The sequence below is a fragment of the Aeribacillus composti genome, from assembly GCF_031760945.1.
GTDB classification, from domain to species: Bacteria; Bacillota; Bacilli; order Bacillales; family Aeribacillaceae; genus Aeribacillus; species Aeribacillus composti.
In genome coordinates, this window is the sequence record NZ_CP134501.1 from 3,116,398 (window position 1) to 3,135,688 (window position 19,291).

17 protein-coding genes and 2 pseudogenes are annotated in these 19,291 nt (G+C 39.2%); 8 read left to right on the top strand and 11 right to left on the bottom strand.

The features are described from left to right. Positions 1–282 precede the first annotated feature (282 nt). Positions 283–1,755, top strand: a complete 1,473-nt coding sequence (locus RI196_RS15215) for an MFS transporter (RefSeq protein WP_232515608.1) — start codon at positions 283–285, stop codon at positions 1,753–1,755. A 188-nt stretch (positions 1,756–1,943) separates the two neighbouring features. Here the strand turns inward: RI196_RS15215 and RI196_RS15220 are convergent, their stop codons facing one another. The 4 genes from RI196_RS15220 to RI196_RS15235 all read right to left on the bottom strand — a co-directional run bounded on the left by RI196_RS15220 (position 1,944) and on the right by RI196_RS15235 (position 6,170). Next, entirely contained in the window at positions 1,944–3,185 is a 1,242-nt protein-coding gene (locus tag RI196_RS15220) for a S1C family serine protease (RefSeq protein ID WP_082829371.1), read from the bottom strand. Positions 3,186–3,542: 357 nt separating this feature from the next. Then, positions 3,543–3,947 carry a cytosolic protein gene (locus tag RI196_RS15225; RefSeq protein WP_311066459.1) on the bottom strand — a complete coding sequence of 135 codons (405 nt, stop codon included), beginning with the start codon at positions 3,945–3,947 and terminating at the stop codon, positions 3,543–3,545. A 21-nt stretch (positions 3,948–3,968) separates the two neighbouring features. Further along, positions 3,969–4,892: a glutaminase A gene (glsA, locus tag RI196_RS15230; RefSeq protein ID WP_311066460.1), complete on the bottom strand. Its 924-nt coding sequence runs from the start codon at positions 4,890–4,892 to the stop codon at positions 3,969–3,971. Positions 4,893–4,997: 105 nt separating this feature from the next. Continuing rightward, positions 4,998–6,170, bottom strand: coding sequence for an MFS transporter (locus RI196_RS15235; RefSeq protein ID WP_066247323.1), 1,173 nt, complete (start codon positions 6,168–6,170; stop codon positions 4,998–5,000). A gap of 142 nt (positions 6,171–6,312) precedes the next feature. On the opposite strand from RI196_RS15235, the gene RI196_RS15240 reads away from it, so the two are divergent. After that, positions 6,313–7,221 (top strand): LysR family transcriptional regulator, encoded by a 909-nt coding sequence (locus RI196_RS15240; RefSeq protein WP_144598212.1) that lies wholly within the window; start codon positions 6,313–6,315, stop codon positions 7,219–7,221. A 299-nt stretch (positions 7,222–7,520) separates the two neighbouring features. On the opposite strand, the gene RI196_RS15245 is transcribed toward RI196_RS15240, so the two are convergent. The 6 genes and pseudogenes from RI196_RS15245 to RI196_RS15270 form a co-directional block, all read right to left on the bottom strand. After that, positions 7,521–8,600, bottom strand: a complete 1,080-nt coding sequence (locus tag RI196_RS15245; RefSeq protein WP_094244544.1) for a Gfo/Idh/MocA family protein — start codon at positions 8,598–8,600, stop codon at positions 7,521–7,523. 20 nt (positions 8,601–8,620) lie between these two features. Beyond that, complete coding sequence (locus RI196_RS15250; protein WP_094244543.1) at positions 8,621–9,118, bottom strand: GNAT family N-acetyltransferase; 498 nt, start codon at positions 9,116–9,118, stop codon at positions 8,621–8,623. Between the two features lie 98 nt (positions 9,119–9,216). Next, positions 9,217–10,446, bottom strand: a complete 1,230-nt coding sequence (hemA, locus tag RI196_RS15255; protein WP_144598213.1) for a 5-aminolevulinate synthase — start codon at positions 10,444–10,446, stop codon at positions 9,217–9,219. Between the two features lie 103 nt (positions 10,447–10,549). After that, a pseudogene (serA, locus tag RI196_RS15260) lies at positions 10,550–11,503 on the bottom strand (phosphoglycerate dehydrogenase); the annotation flags it as partial. Positions 11,504–11,843: 340 nt separating this feature from the next. After that, positions 11,844–12,818 (bottom strand): bile acid:sodium symporter family protein, encoded by a 975-nt coding sequence (locus RI196_RS15265; RefSeq protein WP_311066461.1) that lies wholly within the window; start codon positions 12,816–12,818, stop codon positions 11,844–11,846. Between the two features lie 215 nt (positions 12,819–13,033). Next, complete coding sequence (locus RI196_RS15270) at positions 13,034–13,357, bottom strand: antibiotic biosynthesis monooxygenase family protein (protein WP_063386279.1); 324 nt, start codon at positions 13,355–13,357, stop codon at positions 13,034–13,036. 150 nt (positions 13,358–13,507) lie between these two features. Between RI196_RS15270 and RI196_RS15275 the strand changes: the two genes are divergently transcribed. From RI196_RS15275 to RI196_RS15285, 3 genes are all read left to right on the top strand, one after another. After that, positions 13,508–14,710, top strand: coding sequence for a trans-sulfuration enzyme family protein (locus tag RI196_RS15275; protein ID WP_375338759.1), 1,203 nt, complete (start codon positions 13,508–13,510; stop codon positions 14,708–14,710). 717 nt (positions 14,711–15,427) lie between these two features. Then, positions 15,428–15,643 carry a hypothetical protein gene (locus RI196_RS15280; protein WP_063386281.1) on the top strand — a complete coding sequence of 72 codons (216 nt, stop codon included), beginning with the start codon at positions 15,428–15,430 and terminating at the stop codon, positions 15,641–15,643. 5 nt (positions 15,644–15,648) lie between these two features. Beyond that, positions 15,649–15,852: a hypothetical protein gene (locus RI196_RS15285; RefSeq protein WP_063386282.1), complete on the top strand. Its 204-nt coding sequence runs from the start codon at positions 15,649–15,651 to the stop codon at positions 15,850–15,852. A gap of 287 nt (positions 15,853–16,139) precedes the next feature. On the opposite strand, the gene RI196_RS15290 is transcribed toward RI196_RS15285, so the two are convergent. Next, positions 16,140–17,249: an IS4 family transposase gene (locus RI196_RS15290; RefSeq protein WP_144596560.1), complete on the bottom strand. Its 1,110-nt coding sequence runs from the start codon at positions 17,247–17,249 to the stop codon at positions 16,140–16,142. Positions 17,250–17,671: 422 nt separating this feature from the next. Between RI196_RS15290 and RI196_RS15295 the strand changes: the two genes are divergently transcribed. The 3 genes and pseudogenes from RI196_RS15295 to RI196_RS15305 all read left to right on the top strand — a co-directional run bounded on the left by RI196_RS15295 (position 17,672) and on the right by RI196_RS15305 (position 19,066). After that, positions 17,672–18,307, top strand: coding sequence for an FMN-dependent NADH-azoreductase (locus RI196_RS15295; protein ID WP_311066462.1), 636 nt, complete (start codon positions 17,672–17,674; stop codon positions 18,305–18,307). Between the two features lie 97 nt (positions 18,308–18,404). Continuing rightward, positions 18,405–18,509: pseudogene (locus RI196_RS18830) on the top strand (helix-turn-helix domain-containing protein); the annotation flags it as partial. Positions 18,510–18,874: 365 nt separating this feature from the next. After that, positions 18,875–19,066 (top strand): hypothetical protein, encoded by a 192-nt coding sequence (locus RI196_RS15305; RefSeq protein ID WP_311066464.1) that lies wholly within the window; start codon positions 18,875–18,877, stop codon positions 19,064–19,066. Positions 19,067–19,291 lie beyond the last annotated feature (225 nt).

Below are 19,291 nucleotides of genomic sequence, written 5' to 3' on the forward strand. Positions count from 1 at the left end.
GCGGGAGCAAAAAGCATTTAAAATTTGAATTCATTTGGAATAGTTGAAAGTACAAAACTTTAAAGCTGCGGAGAAAGTTCAAAAACAAGATGGAATCATCAAGAATGTAGGCTAAAAAAGTTTTATATTCCTTTCATCTCACATCGTCCGAAATATAGAAAACCAGCAGCCAATTGATCTTATATTCAACCAGAAGCATTTTCTATTTCTTTTTGCTCTTTTATGTAAGCGCTATCTAAAGGTTATGTTAAATTTTAAATCTAGATAGGAGTGAAAATGATAATGAAAAAATGGGAAAGGTACCATACAATATGGGGAATGCTGTTCCTAGGATGGGTTGTTTCTTATATCGACAGAACTGCGACAGGCCCAATTGTTACTTGGATGATAGAACATAAAATATCATTTTTTTCAGATGTCCCGAATCCTCATGAATTTGGGGGCTTAATAGGCAGTTTGTTTTTTGCCGGATTTATGTTAAACCAATTTCCTGGAGGAAACTTGGGAGATAAATTTGGATACCGCCCTATTATTATATTAAGTATTTTGTGGGCAGCCGTCGCCACTTTTTTCACAGGCTTATCAGGCGGACTCGTCATGTTTGTTTTATTCCGTGTATTACTTGGATTAGGTGAAGGAATCCTTTATTCAAATGACAGATCCTATATTGCTTTCAACACTCCTCCGGAAAAAATGGGCTTAGGAATGGGAGTTGTTATTACTGGCCTGTCTATCGGCTTAACGTTGGCAACAATCGGTACACCTCTTCTTCTGGAAGCTTTTGTTCCTCTAATGGGAAATGAGGCTTGGAGAGTTCCTTTTCTATTCATGGGATTCATTACTTTAATCGTTGCTGTTCTTATGTTTAAATTTATGAAGCCTGATAAAAAATTGATACAATCAGCAGATCCAAATTCACCTGGTGTGAAGGAATTTTACGGAAAATCGTTATATCACTTAAGTATTTATTCACTTGTGTTTTTGGTTATCATCATGGCGATATACTTCACATCAACAAAATTAGGGCTCTCATCGATTGTCATAGCTTTTATTTTGGCTAGTTTAGCCCCCATATTGATCATATATCTTTATGTAACAAAAAAATCAGAAGTGCACCCTTTGATTATGAATAAAAACCTGTTTTTCCTTTATCTATCTTTCCTGCCGATTTTATGGCATTTATGGTTGTATGGATTCTGGTCTACGGCAATTGTCCAAGAATTTGGCGGCGGAGCACTAGTTGCCGCAGCAGCAGTAGCTTCATTTAACGCAGTAGCAGGGGTTATCGGGTTCCCGCTTGGCGGAAAAATTTCTGACCTGTTAGCTGATAGACCGAACGGCCGCAGAAATGTATTAGCGCTTTTAACTTTTCTTTTAGCTGTTTCAATATTTGTTTTTGCTTGGTATATTCAAACGGAAAATAGCAGCCCGATTATTACATCAATCATTTTATTTATATCAGGATTATTCTTTTTTGCATTGCAGCCGGTTTCACATGCATTAAATGCAGAATTGGCGCCGGAAGGCAAACAAGGCGGGGCATTTGGCATGCTGAATCTGATAGCAGAAATTGGCGCCGTATTGTCGCCAGTCGTATCAGGATATTTAAGAGACAGCACAGGCAGCTGGGGAGCTCCGCTAATATTGGACGGAGTTTTAATTAGTATTAGTTGTTTATTTGTTTTAGCAATCTCAAGCAAAGCTGTACAATCTGCTCAACCAAAAAATATCTCGTCTAGCGAAGCAAATATGTAAACAAGTTATGTATAGCGATGAAATTTTTCTAAGCAAATGATGCTGTTGTTAATTGGCGAGTATCATTCATTTATCAGAGATAGATCATTTTCACATTGATGAAAAAGATTTCCATTGAAAAAAGGGCTTTGCAAAAAGTTAATTGAACTGACTTTTTGCGGGCCCTTTCTTTTTAATACTATTCCCGATCAGGTTTGCGATAAGTCTTGACTTGAAAGGGTAACTGTGACGGTCTTTTCTTTTCCGTCCCGATATAATTTGACTTTGACTGAGTCTCCTGATTTCTTTTCACTGTACAAATATTTTCTTAACTCACTCGTGTTGTGAATGCTTTGCCCATCCAATGCGACGATCACATCCTTTTCCTGCAATCCGGCCTGATCGGCGGGAGAATTTGCCTGAACTCTTCCAACTACCGCACCTTCTTTAACGTCAGATGGCAAATTGAGTGTGTCTCTAAGGAAATACTCAGGAAGCTCGCTTACATTTAATAATGCAACTCCAAGAAACGGACGGTCAATTTTTCCTTTTTCCATTAATTGATTGATCGCTTTCACAACATCATTGCTTGGAATAGCAAATCCGAGCCCTTCCACACCTTCCTGGCTGATTTTCATACTGCTGACGCCGATGACTTTCCCATCCATGTTAATTAAAGGGCCTCCGCTGTTTCCTGGATTGATCGCTGCATCAGTTTGAATGACATCAAGCGCCCAGTCTCCTTCAGAAGTTGTAATCGTCACTGTGCGATTGACTCCGCTGATAATCCCTTCTGTTACAGTTCTAGAAAGATCGCTGCCAAGCGGATTCCCGATTGCAATGACCTGATCGCCGACTCGTATATTATCGGAATCACCAAACTCAGCTACTGTGTTAACACTATTGTTATTAATTTTTATGACTGCCAAGTCTGTCAATGAGTCAGCACCGACTACCTCTGCTTTTTCCTTATCGCCATTGGAAAGCGTTACCTCCAATGAAGAAGCCCCTTCAATAACATGGTTATTTGTAACAATAAAAACATCATTGCCGGACTTTTTAAAGATAATTCCTGTTCCGCTTCCGCTTTCCACTTCTTCGCTGGAAGAATCTTGGCGCGATCCAAACCAATCTGTCCTTTGCTGCTGCAAATTAGAAATGCCGACAATCGCTGGTGAAAGTTTTTCAGCTATTTCTGCAATATCGCCTTGATTGGAAATCTTCGCAACATTAACAGATGCTTCCTGATCGTTTGTATTTTGACTGACCGCTGCATGCTCTGTTTCATTTGAAGCTTTGTTATGATCTTGGAATGGCAAGTAGGTCAACGCACCGTATACAACAGCTCCGCCCAAAACACCGCTGATTAAAGAAGAAAGAACCGGCTTCAACAAACTGTTCTTTTTTCTTTCCACACGATTGTTTTGATCTATTTCATCATAATATCCCATAGCAAAAGCCCTCCTCTTCTTCATCGTTTGTCTTATTGACATACTAGGCAAAAAATATGACGAAACGATGAACAAAAGGTAAAAAAACATTGAAATATAAAAAAGATCGGACGCCGCTCGATATTATGCGCCTCTTACCTTTTCGCCAAATCCATAGTTCAAAAGCACTTTTCAAAAATCGTTTCTCCTGCCAAGCCCTAACGAAACGGTGAACATCAATCCGGATCGCCCGCGGTACTTTCATTTATTACAAAAAATGCAATTCTGAAACACATAGATGTTGTTGATTGAAAATAAGCCCTTCTGAAAAATTGGCATTTGAATTCGTATGCATGCCCCGGATTTCATTCAACGTATTCAAACTTCAACTGTTTTCCCTTCTTCAGCAACATGGAAAAGAAGATGAGCAAGATGCTGAATGGGGCCGTATATTTCCTCTTCCTCCTGCTCCGCCATCACTTCATCACCGAATTCTAAGTCATTTAGATAAAGAGCTATAAATTCATAAAAGTCTTTTAGTTCAAACCGGTAGCATTCGCTCGGATCTTCCTCGTCCTCCTCGTAGCGAAGGGAAAGATAAGACATATTGCCATCGCTGTCCCCAGCGTCAAAAAAGACGAAAAAACCAATGTTTGTATCGAGATCAAACAAATGTCTTGTCCCTCCTTCTGTCACCCTTTCAAAATCATCCGGGCTCAGCTTTTGCACTTTCATTTCTTCCATATCATCTTCAAGGTGAAATTTAACAGTGAATTCAAGCATCGTATGTCTCCTCCTCAAATATTAGAAAATACTTAATGAATATGTTTTAGATAAAAATTCAAGCAGTTTGATGCCGGTCAGACTATTGCCTTTGTCATCCAATGCTGGACCGAATATGCCGATGCCGCATCTTTTTGGAACAGATGCGAGTATGCCTCCTGAGACGCCGCTTTTTGCCGGAATCCCGATTTTAATCGCAAATTCTCCCGAAGCATTATACATGCCGCAGGTGACCATAAACGTTTTGCAAATACGCGCTACATCAAGCGGCATGATTTCCTCTTCTGTAAACGGATCGCGCCCATCCATCGCAAAAACGAGGCCGATGCGCGCCAAATCGATGCATGTCATTTCAATGGCGCATTGCTTCGTGTAAAGCTCCATCAGATCTTCGACATCTTCGTTTATAATATTATGCTGTCGAAGAAAATAACATAAGGAGCGGTTTAAAAACGCGGTTTCAAATTCGGATTGAGCGACTTCTTGCGAATAAGAAATGGTTGGATTTCCTGTTAGCTTGCGGACAAAACGAATGAGTCTCTGCAGCCGTTCTTTCACCGTTCTTCCCGAAATCATATGCGTTACGGCAAGTGCACCGGCATTGATCATCGGATTCAGCGGCTTTGTAGGCTGTGTTTCCTCAAGCTTGGCAATGGAATGAAACGGATCGCCCGTCGGCTCCATCCCGACTTTTTGGAATACCTCCTTTTCACCGTGATCCATAATGACAAGAGCTAAAGCGATAATTTTTGAAATGCTTTGAAGCGTCACTTTTACCGTTACATCCCCCGCGTCAATGATTCTCCCATCAGGCATATATATAGCAATAGATAAATCATTTGGATTTGCTTTGCCAAGAGCCGGTATGTAACTGGCAACTTTCCCCTGATGCCCATACTTTTTCGCTTCTTGGACAAAGCGGATCAATTCTTCTTTTTCGTACATTCAGCCATCACCATTATTTAGTATGGCTCGCTGTATAAAATTTTATAAACAACCCCTTTGATATTTGACAAATGAGTATGATATGTTTATTCAATCTGGAGATAGTCATTGTTGCATAGATTGTTTTCTCTCACTTCCATGCTTTCTTTTGCTTGATAAAATCCCCCATTGTCCCAGTAATGTCACTAATGCAAGGCCGCCGGCGGCAAACGGAAGTTGGGAAGGAGCCAATCCAGCCAGCATCACTATCCCTCCAAGAAGAGAACCTATTGCACTGCCCAAATAATTTGCGGAACTGTTCAAAGCAACGGCCGCTGCACCTTGATTAGGCTGTATGTGAAGCAATTCATGCTGCTGCGGGGCTTGCGATGCCCAGCCCATCGCCCCCCATAGAATAAAAGGCAGAAATGACAGGATCGGAAATGAAAGGGCGAATGGCACACTGAACATGGACAAAGCCATTATGGCCAAAATTCCTGCCATGAGCAAACCCGGTTTGCCTGTCCGGTCAATCAAAGCGCCGATGGAAAAACTGCCAACTACGCCGCCAATTCCCCATGCCCAAAGATATGGCGTGTTGTTGGAAATGTCCGCCAAGTTATTCAAAATAACAGCAATATATGTGTAAAGACCCAAGCTGGCAACACTGGTCATAAAAGTGATGCCAACAATTGCTGCAACCCGTCTATTTGTCATCATTGCGACGCGCTGGCGGAGTGAAGGTGGAGCTGAAGCTGCAAAATGTGGAAACCAGATGGCAATTCCCATCATGGCAATTAAGCCTAGTGCAGTGATCACCCAAAGAGTTCCATTCCACTTCAGATGTTCCGCAATCACCAGTCCAAGAGGGACTCCTATGACTGTTCCAGTGCTCATGCCGCCAAGAGTCATGCCAAGTGCTCTGCCGCGTTTCTGTTCGGGCACTAGTGATGCTGCAGCTGCTGATGCTAGCGGAGAGTAAAGTCCGGCGCCGATGCCTGCAATTGCTCGTGCAATCAGCAACATGGAAAAATTTGAAGCTAGTGCACTTATCCCGTTGCCTATCGAGAATACTGCGAGCGCCAACAATAAAATATTGCGCATCGGTTTTCCAGCAAGCAGTGTTGCAAATACCGGAGCGGCCAGTGCATAACAAAGCGTAAAGACGCTCACGGCTTGCCCTGTTTGTGAAGGGGTTATATGAAAAGTTGCACCGATATCCGGAAGCAAACCAGCTATCACATAAGCATCAAACCCAAGAGCGAACATACCGATCGTCAAGAGAAAAACTTTTTGCATAATAACTTAGCCTCCATTTTTACGGAATTATCTTTACGGAAGATTTATCTATTTTTCACTTTACAAGACGGAATGTAATATGTCTAATATATATTTATAAAACTACTAATATCTTATAAATATTAATAAAGGAGGAGATTAATTGGAACTGCGCCACTTGAAATATTTCTTAACAGTTGCTGAAGATTTGCATTTTGGGAAAGCTGCAGCCCGTTTAAATATGGCACAGCCGCCTTTAAGCCTTCAAATCCGACAATTAGAAGAAGAAATAGGCGTGCCTCTTTTCCATCGAACGAAAAGAAAAGTAGAACTGACGAAAGAAGGCCAATTGTTTTTGGAAAAAGTTAATCAAATTTTCAAAGATCTGGAGGAAGCTGTCGAATCAGTAAAAAGGGTGAACCGTGGAGAGGTCGGAGAAATAGCGATAGGATTCATTTCCTCATCAGCCTATGATATTCTTCCAACAATTATAGAGCACTATCGTAAAGCATATCCTAATATTCATATAGATTTGCAACAATTGACAACTAGAGAGCAATTAAAAGCTTTGCATGAGGGCGCAATTGATATAGGAATCCTTTGCCAACCCGCCAACATAAAAAATGACGGAATTCATTTCGAGGTTATTCGGCAAGAACGAATGATGATTGCTCTGCCAGAGGATCATCGGCTAGCTTCCGGCACTTCCCCGATTCATCTTGAAGAATTGGCGGGCGATTCATTTATTTTGACGGGAAGGAAGGCAAATCAAAGCCACTATGATACTGTGATAAACAGTTGCTATCAAGCGGGATTCCATCCTAAAGTAGTTCAAGAAACACAAGAATTGCCTACAGTCCTATCCCTTGTTTCATCAGGAATGGGCGTAGCGATTGTACCATCCTCTATCCAGCATGTATTAAAAAATAAAGTTGTCTATCGCGACATTTACAACAACCCAATTACTACTTCAACTGCCTTTGCGTGGAAAAGTGGAAATTTGTCTCCAACTGTTCATGCATTTCTTAACTTAATGAGAAAATCTGTCATTCCGTTTTTTCACCAAGTTTAATAGAAATAATCTCATGAAATGATACTGGCAATTAAAATTCTCTATCAAATCCTTAATTAAACAAGGAGAATAATTGAAATAACCGCAATAAAAAAAGAAGCAGGAGTACAATGAAAATAATCATTTCCCTCTCTGCCAAAGTAAATTTCAATGCATTTTAGCAGCCGATTTGATGATTGGGGAAAGAACTCTTGTATCTGTCTCCTCTTTTTTTGTCTTTAACATCATTTTGCCGTTAAAAAATTGGTTCAAAAAACCGATAAATTTACAATTATTATCAATTGAAATTTTGCATTCATTTAGCCTAGACGCTCCCAATCATTTTCATCGTTGTAAATTTCCCGTTGTGAACCAACAACATAATTTATCGGTCCAATTGTCTGAGCATCACGTTCTATTGTATTTAATAATTTTTGGAGCTTCAAAGCTGTTTGAAGGCTAGCAAACGGTTGTGAAGGAGCTGCTCCGTTTACTACATACCCGCCAACATCATTAACCAATCTTACCAATTTGCGTATTGTTTTTAGTTCAGGCTTCGAGTCATCAATATTCGTTTTCATGTCCATTATGACCTGTTCTCCGAAAGGAGTTCTTTCCCATATACGAAGATGGTCAACATCCCATACAGGTGTATCAAACACCATATTGGCAAAGATTAGACGGTTTTGTGGAGAAGCGAATACAAGATCGACTTCTCTCTTTCGGACAATATTTACGAAGCTGCTATACCCGGTTATTGCCGCTTTTCCTAAACATGCAGTTACGGCTGCACTGTCAAGTACGTCAGAACCTGATACGGAGAAGTCTGATCGAGTGCCTTGAATAGACTTTAACTCCAGATCAGTATTGGATGCACAAATCCATTGGATAAGATCTAGCGGATGGATTATTTCGCTGATCACACCTACAGTTGGCCTATAATCATTCATTCTGTTCTTTCCCCAGTAAAAATTGGCCCGAATAAGCTGCAAATTATGCTCTTCAACAAACTTTTTCAAGACGATGGTTGCATCAGAGTAACGTTCTATAAGGTTAAGACAGAATCCAGATACACTTTTAAGTTTCGCTTCCAGCAGCTCTAAATCATCGTTCGTATTCGCCAAGGGCTTCTCGCAAATAACAAAGCCTTTGTATCCTTCCAACTTTTTAATTATATCCATGTGGAACTCATCATTTACACTAATTACAATAATGTGAGGCTCAAATTGTTCAATAGCAGCATCCACCTCTTTAAAGTATTGAATATCCCTGCGTTTAGGATTTCTATTAACATATGCAAAATTGATTTTTCTAGCTCCAACAATATCTTTATTCATATTGGAAAAAGCTTTAAGAAATCTTGTCCCTGCATATCCCAAACCACAAATTAAGACGTTCATCAGTTGCCTCCCTTTAACATTTAAATTTCTTTTATTAAAAGCTCTTCGCCTGAATCAATAAATCCGAGCTTTTTATATAAATTTTTTGCAATCGGTGTTGTTTGTAAGATAACTTTTTCAACATTATTGGCCTGAAACCAGTCCAAAATATAGTTCATTAAACATTCTGCAAACCCTCTACGGCGCCGTTCAGGGTGAACAACAACCGATTGCACCCACCCAACAAGTCCGTTTAAACATCCTTTCATCGGCGCACGTTCATCAATGATTCCTATAGCACAGGCCGATATTTCGGTTTCGCCATCATAGTGGGCTACAGCAATTACCATTTTTTCATTTGCAGGTATATTGTGAATAAGCCATTTCCGATAGCTTTTCTGCCATGCCATTTGTTCTTCGGGTGATTTCGAAACATAGTGGCCTGCCCCTTCATTGAGCAACAGCTTCCTTAAATCAATCAGCATGTCAACATCATTGATGGTTGCCTTTCTAGCAACAATTTTTAAATTATGATCCATGAATAAATATCCTCTCCTATTCTGTTGTATACGTTAAGGGTGGCAAAAAACTATGGACTACTCTTATCTCAGAATTGTAATAGGTTATCTCTAACCAATTATGCGAACACATCGGCCGATTGTGCAAATGGAATATTAAAGTGGCAAAAAACTTCATTTAATGCATCGGTTAGCTGCAACATCTGCTCTTCAGTGTGGTTCGGTGTAACATTGACTCGAAACCGTTCTGTACCAACAGGAACTGTCGGCGGGTTAATAGGCTGCAGATAGATTTTATGTTTTTCAAGCATTCTTTGAGCAGCTGCCTTACATTTTTTTGCATCCCTAATCATTACAGGAAGAATGTGTGTTACACTCGATGGCATTACCGGTATACCTGCCTGAACGAGCATCTTTCTTAGCTGATTAGTCTTTCTATGCAGTTCATTTCTCTCTTTATCAGAAGATTTCAAATACCCGATGCTTGTATAGCATGCAGCAACAATTGCCGGCGGCAGGGAGGTAGTAAAAATAAAGCCGGATGCAAAGGAGCGGACAGCATCAATCAGCAATTCCGATGCAGTAATATACCCGCCTATCACTCCTATCGCCTTCGCCATTGTTCCTTGTATAATGTCAATGAGATTGGCAACTCCAAGCTCTGCAGCTATTCCTGCTCCTCGAGGACCGTACATACCGATAGCATGAACTTCATCGAGAAATGTTAGTGCGTTATATTTTTTAGCAAGATTCACAATTTCCTTAATCGGTGCGATATCGCCGTCCATCGAATATATTGACTCGAATACGATGATTTTGGCTCGATTATGCGGCTGGGAAGCTAGTAATTCCTCCAAATGTTCGACATCATTATGCCTAAATATGGCGCGGTCAGCTTTTGCACTTCGTATCCCATTGATAATGGAGGCATGATTAAGCTCGTCGGAAAACACTATGCAATTAGGGAACAGACGCAATAAGCATTGTAATGTTGCATCATTTGAACTGTATCCGGTCGGAAAAACGAGTGCTGCCTCTTTACCGTGCCAGTCAGCCAATGATGATTCAAGCAAAGTGTATTGGTAGTGTGTGCCGCCTATGTTCCGCGATCCGCCTGAACCGGCTCCATTTAACCGGATTGCTTCTTGCATCGCTTCAATTACTAAAGGATGCTGGGACATTCCCAGATAATCATTGCTGCACCAAACAACAACAGGCTGCTCATCTTCCTTGCCATTCAACTTCGCCAAAGGATACTGGCCGCATATGCGGTTAATCGTAATAAATTCACGGTATTGCCCTCTTTCCTTCAACGAATTTAGCTTGTCGCTGAGAATTTCTGTATACATAACTCTATCATCCTCCAATAAATATAAATTCCATTCAAGAAGGAATTGTAATTTTTGTTTTTCAGCCGCACTCTTAATGTAAAATCAATTGTTTGTTAATATTCTCCTCCTGTGCAACGGGCGGAAAATTGACAGAAAACCTAACAGGCATGCCTTTTATAAATCGCAAAACTTCCTCGGCAATTTGTGCAGCGACCTTAAACTGCGCTTCTTTTGTCGAGGCTCCTATATGCGGCGTCGCAATTACTGACGGATGATCAGCCAATTTTGAATGAATAGGCGGTTCGACTTCAAAAACATCAAGCGCTGCACCTGCGACATGGCCATTTTCTAGAGCTTCTAAAAGAGCTTCTTCTTCAATAATTCCGCCTCTTGCACAATTGATAATCCTTACCCCTTTTCTTGTTTTTGCCAATGTATCTTTATTTAACAATCCTCTCGTTTTTTCGTTCAGGGGTGCATGAACTGTAATTATGTCCGCACTTGAAAGAACTTCATCAAAAGAAAGCATTTCGACACCGAAATTATTTGCTCTCTCTGGAGTTAGGATTGGATCAAATACATGCACTTTCATTCCAAAGGCTTTAGCCCGCTTGGCAACTTCAATACCAATGCGCCCAAAACCGATAATGCCTAAGATCTTCCCGTAAAGTTCAGATCCAACAAATGCTGACCGATTCCACTCTTTTGCTTTAACTGAAATATTCGCTTGCGGAATGTGCCTCATCAAAGAAGAAATCATCGCAAGTGTATGCTCGGCTACCGAAATGGTATTTCCATTGGGAGCATTAATGACAATTACTCCTTGCTTTGTTGCCTCATCAATATCAATGTTATCTACACCGACTCCGACTCTTCCGATAATTTTTAAAGAGGTCATCTTTCCTAAAAGCTCTTTCGTTACTTTTGTGCTGCTCCTCACCAAAAGAGCATCAAAAAGATTTAGTTCATCTTCTGCTTCCGATACACTTTTTTGGACAACTTCAACCGCTTCTGATTCTATCAACGGTTTCAGTCCTTCATTGTTCACTTTGTCAGAGACTAGTAGCCGAAACATTGTTTAAATACCTCCTGTAATTTATTTTTAGGATCTATTAGCGCACGCTTACAAAGCAATTCTATATTTGCTTTTATTTTCCTTGTAAAAAAAAGTTAATTTTTTTGTTAATTTATAGTTAAAATTGTGAATATTACTAAAATACTATTAAAAAATGCTGATTCATGTAACGTCATTATTGATGCTCCTTACCAGTTCTGCGTCCAATTGGCGAATAAAATAATTAACACATCAATGCCTGAAATTGCCCTTAAAAAACCCCTTCAATATAGGCAGAAATGCCTTAATTGAAGGGGATGCTCACATAACGTTTTATTAATGCTTTTTTGCATAAAAGCGTTCATTTTGCATTTGCCGCATACTTTTTTTCAGTAAGCGCATGGTGATAAACTTTTTCAAGCATGCGTCCATAAAAAGAAGCTAAAACCTGCTGAAAAAGCATGCCTAAGACAACCGGTACCGCCACTTGCGGCGGAAAATAAGTGATCGCAAGCACTGCACCGGCGCTAATATTCCTCATTCCGCCCGTAAACGTTAAAGTGATGATATCATCCTGTTGAAATTTTAATAGACGCCCGGCCATCCATGAAAAAAAGTAGCCGCTTGTAGCAATCAAAAAAACGAAAAAACCAATCAAAATTAATTTTTTATTCGGGTTCGCCAAATAAGGAGCTACTATCGCGCTGTTGATGATCACTACAAGCGATAAGGCTATTTTCGAAAACGGACTTAAAACGGCTGCAATACGCTGTTTCAATTCTTTTTTCGTCCACTCATTTACAAGCATTCCTAAAATGGAAGGCAGGATAATCATGAAAAATAAGCCAGACATCATATTCCATACGTCGATTTCTACCGTTCTCTCCACCAATACTAATAAACTGGCAGGAACGACAAAAGGAGAAATAAACGTATCTATTAATATAACAGCAAGAGCTAAAGCCAAATTTCCTTTATGGATTGATACCCAAATAAAGCTTGTAACACCAGTTGGAATGATCACGGCCAAAACTAAACCAATGATTGTGAAGCTGTCTTCTTGAAAAGCAAGATGGCCGACAGCAAACGCCCAAAGCGGGATGAAAAGATGAAGCAGCAAAAGAACGACGAAAATCGGCAGCGGATGCAAAAGAGCCTGCTTAAACGCATGAAAACTAAGATTTAAACTGCCCGCAAACGTAATAAAAGCAAAAATCCACGGAACAAGCTGAGAAAAATCGTCAAATATAGTTGAAAATACAATCCCGATCACAACACTTGACGGGGTTAAAAAAGGAAGCATCTTTTCCATTATGCTGTTTATGTTTTTTAACATTTTTCTCTCTCTCCAGTGTTAAGCTAAAATGAAAAGTTGCGCAATCCTAATGTTCACAAATAGTGAACAATCTTTACTTCATTATATAATATGCAATTTTTTCTCACCAATCCAGCGCTATGTCAAAACATTTTGCGAAGTTACTATGAACCTAGTCTCATGCTTTTCCCTTGGTTTTTTAGGGAAGCGGCCATTCTTCTGGGCTATAGTATCTATCAAATATGGAAAACCCTTTCCTCTTCTACTTTGCAAATTCTGATTGTATAACGTTTATACCATTCCTTCCTGCCTTTATCCTGCGCCGCTTTATGCAAAGCATTTTCTTTCCAGCGTTTGATATCATCCAATGATTCCCAATATGAAACTGTAATTCCGTACCCATTCTCATTTCTTGCACTCTCTGCTCCTAAAAAACCGGGCTGTTTGGACACCAATTGATCCATTTCCTTTGCCATTTCCTCATAACCATTGTCCCCTTCTGTTCTTTCCGATGTGAAAATCACGGCGTAATACTCGTTTAAACGTTTTGTATAATTCATTTTTCAAGCACCCTTTCTTATCAAAACGAAAAGTTTCATACTGTTTTATCATATAATGAACAAAAATGAATTCTCAAACTAGTTTTATTTTTTTTAATAATAGATATATAATATCTATAAAATTACTTTGATTTAAGGGAGAAATAAATAATGAAAAGAAATGAACAAGAACAACGGAATCCTCAAGCACTCAGAGATGAAACAATTGTCATCCATGGCGACGATTCTATAACGGACGAAAAAGGAGTCAATCCTGCTATTTACTATTCCGCAACATTCCAGGCACATAGTGCAAGCGAATTTTCTGAAATTGCTGGAACACCTCGTCATCCGCGATATTACACACGTTACGGAAACCCAGTGCATGAACGGGTTCAAAAAATTGTAGCAGATCTTGAAGGAACTGAAACAGCCTTAGTAACCGGCTCTGGTATGGGAGCGATAGCGACAACTATTTTATCGCTTGTAGCAGCAGGCGATCATGTGATTGCCCAAAAAAATCATTATATGAGCACAACGAAAATTATGGATGAGCTGCTGCCGAAATTTGGTGTTGACGTGACGTTCGTTGACCAATCCGACACTTCTGCGTTTGAAAAGGCAATTCGTCCGAATACAAAACTTATTATGGTTGAGACGCCTGCCAATCCTACATTGGTATTGACAGATTTAGCTGCAGTGTGTGATCTTGCCCGCCAACATGGAATTATCGTTGTCGCAGATAATACGTTTGCTTCCCCTATCAATCAGCGTCCACATGACTTTGGGGTTGATGTTGTTGTCCATAGTGCAACAAAATACATGGGCGGCCATCATGATTTGACAGCTGGCGTAATTTGCACAAACGAGGAATTAGCTGAACGTATTTGGAATACGCATATTTCCATCGGTTCAGTGCTTTCGCCAATGGATGGTTGGCTATTGCTGAGAGGCTTGCGCACGCTTCCTATGCGGATCGAACGGATTAACGCGAACGCTTTGGCGTTAGCCGAATTTCTTGAGAATCAGCCTCAAGTTGAACGGGTATATTATCCGGGGCTGCCAAGCCATCCGCAGCACGAGCTTGCTAAGCGGCAAATGAAAGGCTTTGGTGCCGTTATTGCCTTTTCCATTAAGGGCGGTTATGCTGAAACACAGCGCTTTGTTTCCGCATTAAAGCTTCCTCCTAACGCTGTAAGCCTTGGCGGAGTCGAGTCTCTCGTTGTACATACAGCAGCGATGTGGGAAGGAACAATGAACGAAGAACAAATGCAGCTCGCAGGAATCCCGGCAAACTTCGTGCGCTTCTCTGTCGGCATAGAACATATCGAAGATTTAAAAGAAGATGTCAGACAAGCTCTGCAAAAAATTTAATGAAGGAATGTGCGGACAATGGCGGGGGGCTGTCTAATAAGCCGTTTTATCGGCTTATTGACGCCCCCTTTCATCTTTTTGAAAGTTTATGATTTTTTGTTTTCAATGGAGATTTGACTTTCTGTACAGCCTCAATTAAAAATGCATTTCATTTTAGGAGCTAGTGCTTGCAGAAAAATCTTGATTTTATTAAACATACATCTTGCAATTTGAAACACTCGAAATCTATCATTTCTAAATATCACTATTGAACACACTACCTGAACAAGCTTTGGCAGCTTATGATAAAAAATAACTGCTTCATCAGTTCTATTTAATGGGATGTAAATTTTGCCGTATTAATAGTAAATAAGATTAGTTTCTCCCCATCCTTGGAGCAGATGAGTTATGTCAACACAGCACTCCGCCTCGCTTCTTAAAGTTAAGCTGATTTGTTTTACATACGCACTCCAAGACAGCATGTGTTGTCAATAAATCATCGATATAGAGGCCCGCTTGACAGCTATTTTTTATTTAAAATGATTTTAACTTCCCCACTTGCACGCTTCTCGAAAAAAACAGCATTCCCTTCTCCATGTGATTTCAATCTCTGCCATTCCATTCTAAAGAAAGATGCCCAAAAAAATGAATCGTTCCAAAATTTTCTTCTTCATATCAGAACATATATTCGCATATAATAAAAATAGAACAAACGTTCTTTTTTGTGAGGTGAAAATCATGAACGGTTTGCTGCTGAATGCCAAAAAGTACGGTTTTGCTTTAAAGATGATCTACATGACCGATCAAGGGGTAATAACAGAAAGATTGATTACAGTAAAAGACTTTAACGATAAATACATTCGCGCTTACTGCCACTTTCGAAAAACTTTCCGAACGTTTAAACGATCCAACATTCTTTCAATTGGTCCCATAAAAAAACGAAAAATAGGGTGAAACGAATGGGTAGATATCACATTATGCTAACATATTTTAAAGGTCGGCAAAGAGTTGTACAGGTCATGGATTTCAGCGGTGCGCAAATGATTACTTTTACAATGGATGAGCTGGAAAATGACGAGATGCCCGTTGAACTAAAGAAATATATTAAAACAATCGAAAAAGAAATAAATGAAGGACGATGGGATTATTGGAAAAGAATTTAAGAAACGGGCATTTACTCTGCCTTTCCGTAAAGAAAATGCTGCCTTATCATTTGAGGAGAAGATGGCAATAGCTAAGCTTCACATTACAGGGAATAATAAATTATATTCCAAACCAGTAGCGTTGCATAAAAAATAAAAACATTTTATGCAGAATTTTCTGGATAAAATATTTTATGATAAACGAAAAACAAGGCAGTAACCAACTAAAGGTGATCACTATCCATTTGGTAATAAATGTATTTGTTTTATTGTTACATGGCTACTGCGCTTCGCCGACTTTTTTCAACTCATTCCCGTTGAATTCGTTCCACCCACACGGTACTTGGTTTCCAAAGAAAAACGCGCAGCCAACGATAAATCTGGGTGAGAGAATGTTTCGATTTCATTTCAAGTTGAATAAGAATGAGTAAACAGTAAGAAATCAGAGCTAAGTAAACCTGATTTTCTACAGCTTCTGGACTCGTTCCATAAAGATGTTTGAGTGTTAAACGTTGCTTAATCCACTTAAAAAATAGTTCAATGGCCCATCGAGAACGATAGATATCACCAAGTTCTTCTGGATCTAGGTCGAATCGGTTCGTAATGATTCGAATTCGATTCCCGTCCGAATCGAATGTTTCGATTAATCGAAAGACATTTTCCGTTCGTTTTTGTGGTGTCCCAATGACCACCATCGAATCAGATAAAATAGAGGAATTGGATGGGACAGAGAACGATTCAAGAAATCGAACATAGGCATTCTTTTTCAGACGGGAGGCGAAAAAGAGGCCTTTATCACAGTAATAATCGAACTTTTCGTAGTCTACATAACCACGATCAAACACGTACATGGCATCTGTTTCGTCGATCAGTTGTTCCATTTGTGTTCGATCATTGTTCCCTGCTGGGGTCATGACCATTTTTTCCGGATAAACCGTATCTTCATTGACAAACACCAGTCGTAAATGAACCTTAATTCCCGACTTCGTTTTGCGAAACGTAGCCCATTGATATTTTTTCAGATTCAGTGAAATGGTCGTAGAATCCACGATTTTTAAGCCACTCACCTGACTGGAGGAATTCGTGGACATCTGGCGGATTTGATTCACTAAATCCAGAAAGATTTCTGCGAGTAATTCGGGTTTTACTTGGCGATGTTTTCGAGAAAGTTGTGAAGCACTAATAGATGTCAATCCTAATTCTCGCTGAAAATCATCCAGTAACGCATCATCGGCGATGGCGCGCAGTCCTTCTCGTTGTTGAAGTTGAGCATGCAAAAACAAAAGTAAATACGCTTTTGTGGTTAATTTTTTCGTATATTTATCTTGTTTCATCTCTTCAATTCTTTGTGTAAATTTAACAGAATTGAGAGGAGTGACCCATTTACCAAATGAAGAAAATAGTGTATCCTTGTCCATAGGCTTCATCCTTTATATTGGATTTGGACAGGGACCACCTGTACCATCCATTATAAAGGATTTTTTTATGGACTTTTTTCAATTCGGAATTTTCGAATTAAATTAATGCAACGCTAGTGATTCCAAACAAATGGATGAAAAACGGTTTTCACGGCGAAAGCGTTCAAAATCAAAAATAACTGATCAAGGCTCATTCGTAGATCAGCCATGTTTATTGACCGATAAGACGTGAAAAACAAATTAGACAGCTGAAAACAAATTATTTGACTAAATTTGGATAAATTTTTTTGCAAACAAATCATTTGAAATCTAAAACAAATTCCTATAAAATTATCTCGAAATAAATATTTTCAAAATAAAAATTTATAAATTTTATTTTTTCACTAAAAAACTAAAATTGCACCAAGAGAGGAAGGTTTACGTTGACAAAAGTATTGTACATTACAGCACATCCACTTGATGACACCCAATCTTACAGTTTGGCAGCAGGAAAGGCTTTTATCGAAACCTATAAAGAAGCGAATCCTGACCATGAAGTAATTCACCTTGATTTATATAAAGAACATATTCCCCAAATCGATGCTGATGTATTAAATGGCTGGGGGAAACTGAGATCCGGAAAAAGCTTAGATGAGCTTACTTCCGAGGAAAAAGCGAAAGTTGGACGTCTTTCAGAGCTTTGTGAACAATTTATTGAAGCGGATAAATACGTTTTTGTTACACCTTTATGGAATTTTTCATTTCCGCCTGTCTTGAAAGCATATATTGATGCAGTTGCAGTTGCAGGCAAAACGTTTAAATACACTGAACAAGGATCTGTTGGGTTATTGACTGATAAAAAAGCCCTGCATATTCAAGCGCGTGGAGGCATTTATTCAGAAGGTCCAGCAGCTCAAATGGAAATGGGTCACCGCTATTTGGCTGTTGTGATGCAATTTTTCGGTGTTCCTTCATTTGAAGGCTTGTTTGTAGAAGGACACGCTGCTCAACCTGAAAAAGCAGAGGAAATTAAACAAAACGCAATTGCGAGAGCAAAAGATTTAGCGCATACGTTTTAAGTAAAAAATAAAGAGGCTGATCTTTCATGATATGCTCCCCTTAAGGTAGACAGATTAAAATATAAAACATCTGTTTTACCTTAGGGGGAGTTTTTCTATGTATAAGCAATATACTACAGAGTTCAAACTTGAAGTTTTACTTGCATATGAAAACCGAGAATGTACTATTCAAGAGCTTTGTAAAAGGTATCAAATTACTAAATATTCTTTAAGGCAATGGATAAATGAATTTGAGGAATTTGGAATAGAGGGTTTAGAACGTTTAAATTCTTGGAAAGGTTTTAAGGAAGCAACTGTAAAAGATTATTTATCTGGTGAGTTCTCACAATACGAGATTGTCAGGACATATGGTATTTCAAGTAGATCGGTACTTCAACGATGGATGAAGAAGTATAATAGCCATAGAGATTTAACGTCGAAAGGAAAGACAAGCTCTATGACTAAAGGAAGAAAAACGACTTGGAATGAACGGATACAAATTGTGCTTAATTGTTTAGGGAACGGAAAAGATTATAAAAAAAAACAGCAGAGACTTATGAAGTTTCTTATCAACAAGTATATCAATGGGTGAAGAAGTATGAAAATGGTGGAGAAGAAGCGCTTAAAGACAAACGAGGAAGAAAAAAAGAAGAAGCAAAGTTATCTCCAGAAGGAAAAATGAAACTGGAGATGAAAAAGTTAGAAAGAGAAAATGAACGCTTACGTGCGGAGAATCTATTTTTAAAAAAGTTAGAGGAAATCGAAAGGAGGCGAAAGTAAACCAAATCCGTTTTGAAGACAAGTATATCGCAATCCGGGAACTTCATGAGAAAGAAAACCTAAGCATAATCTTATTATGTGAAATCGCCGGTATTTCACGAGCTGCTTACTATAAGCGGTTAAAACGTTCGCCTTCCTCCCGAGAACTTCAGAATGAAGAAATCGTAAAAGAAATGAAAGCTCTCCAGGAGAAAGTTAACTGTTTTCTGCAAGAAAAAAATACAG

Excerpts from the sequence above, each read along its gene's own strand:
- RI196_RS15225 (WP_311066459.1), bottom strand. The coding sequence starts at position 3,947 with ATGCTTGAATTCACTGTTAAATTTCACCTTGAAGATGATATGGAAGAA.
- RI196_RS15290 (WP_144596560.1), bottom strand. The coding sequence starts at position 17,249 with ATGGACAAGGATACACTATTTTCTTCATTTGGTAAATGGGTCACTCCT.
- RI196_RS15245 (WP_094244544.1), bottom strand. The coding sequence starts at position 8,600 with ATGAACGTCTTAATTTGTGGTTTGGGATATGCAGGGACAAGATTTCTT.
- RI196_RS15220 (WP_082829371.1), bottom strand. The coding sequence starts at position 3,185 with ATGGGATATTATGATGAAATAGATCAAAACAATCGTGTGGAAAGAAAA.
- RI196_RS15235 (WP_066247323.1), bottom strand. The coding sequence starts at position 6,170 with ATGCAAAAAGTTTTTCTCTTGACGATCGGTATGTTCGCTCTTGGGTTT.
- RI196_RS15270 (WP_063386279.1), bottom strand. The coding sequence starts at position 13,357 with ATGAATTATACAAAACGTTTAAACGAGTATTACGCCGTGATTTTCACA.
- RI196_RS15250 (WP_094244543.1), bottom strand. The coding sequence starts at position 9,118 with ATGGATCATAATTTAAAAATTGTTGCTAGAAAGGCAACCATCAATGAT.
- RI196_RS15280 (WP_063386281.1), top strand. The coding sequence starts at position 15,428 with ATGAACGGTTTGCTGCTGAATGCCAAAAAGTACGGTTTTGCTTTAAAG.
- RI196_RS15285 (WP_063386282.1), top strand. The coding sequence starts at position 15,649 with ATGGGTAGATATCACATTATGCTAACATATTTTAAAGGTCGGCAAAGA.
- RI196_RS15265 (WP_311066461.1), bottom strand. The coding sequence starts at position 12,818 with ATGTTAAAAAACATAAACAGCATAATGGAAAAGATGCTTCCTTTTTTA.
- glsA (WP_311066460.1), bottom strand. The coding sequence starts at position 4,892 with ATGTACGAAAAAGAAGAATTGATCCGCTTTGTCCAAGAAGCGAAAAAG.
- RI196_RS15215 (WP_232515608.1), top strand. The coding sequence starts at position 283 with ATGAAAAAATGGGAAAGGTACCATACAATATGGGGAATGCTGTTCCTA.
- RI196_RS15275 (WP_375338759.1), top strand. The coding sequence starts at position 13,508 with ATGAAAAGAAATGAACAAGAACAACGGAATCCTCAAGCACTCAGAGAT.
- hemA (WP_144598213.1), bottom strand. The coding sequence starts at position 10,446 with ATGTATACAGAAATTCTCAGCGACAAGCTAAATTCGTTGAAGGAAAGA.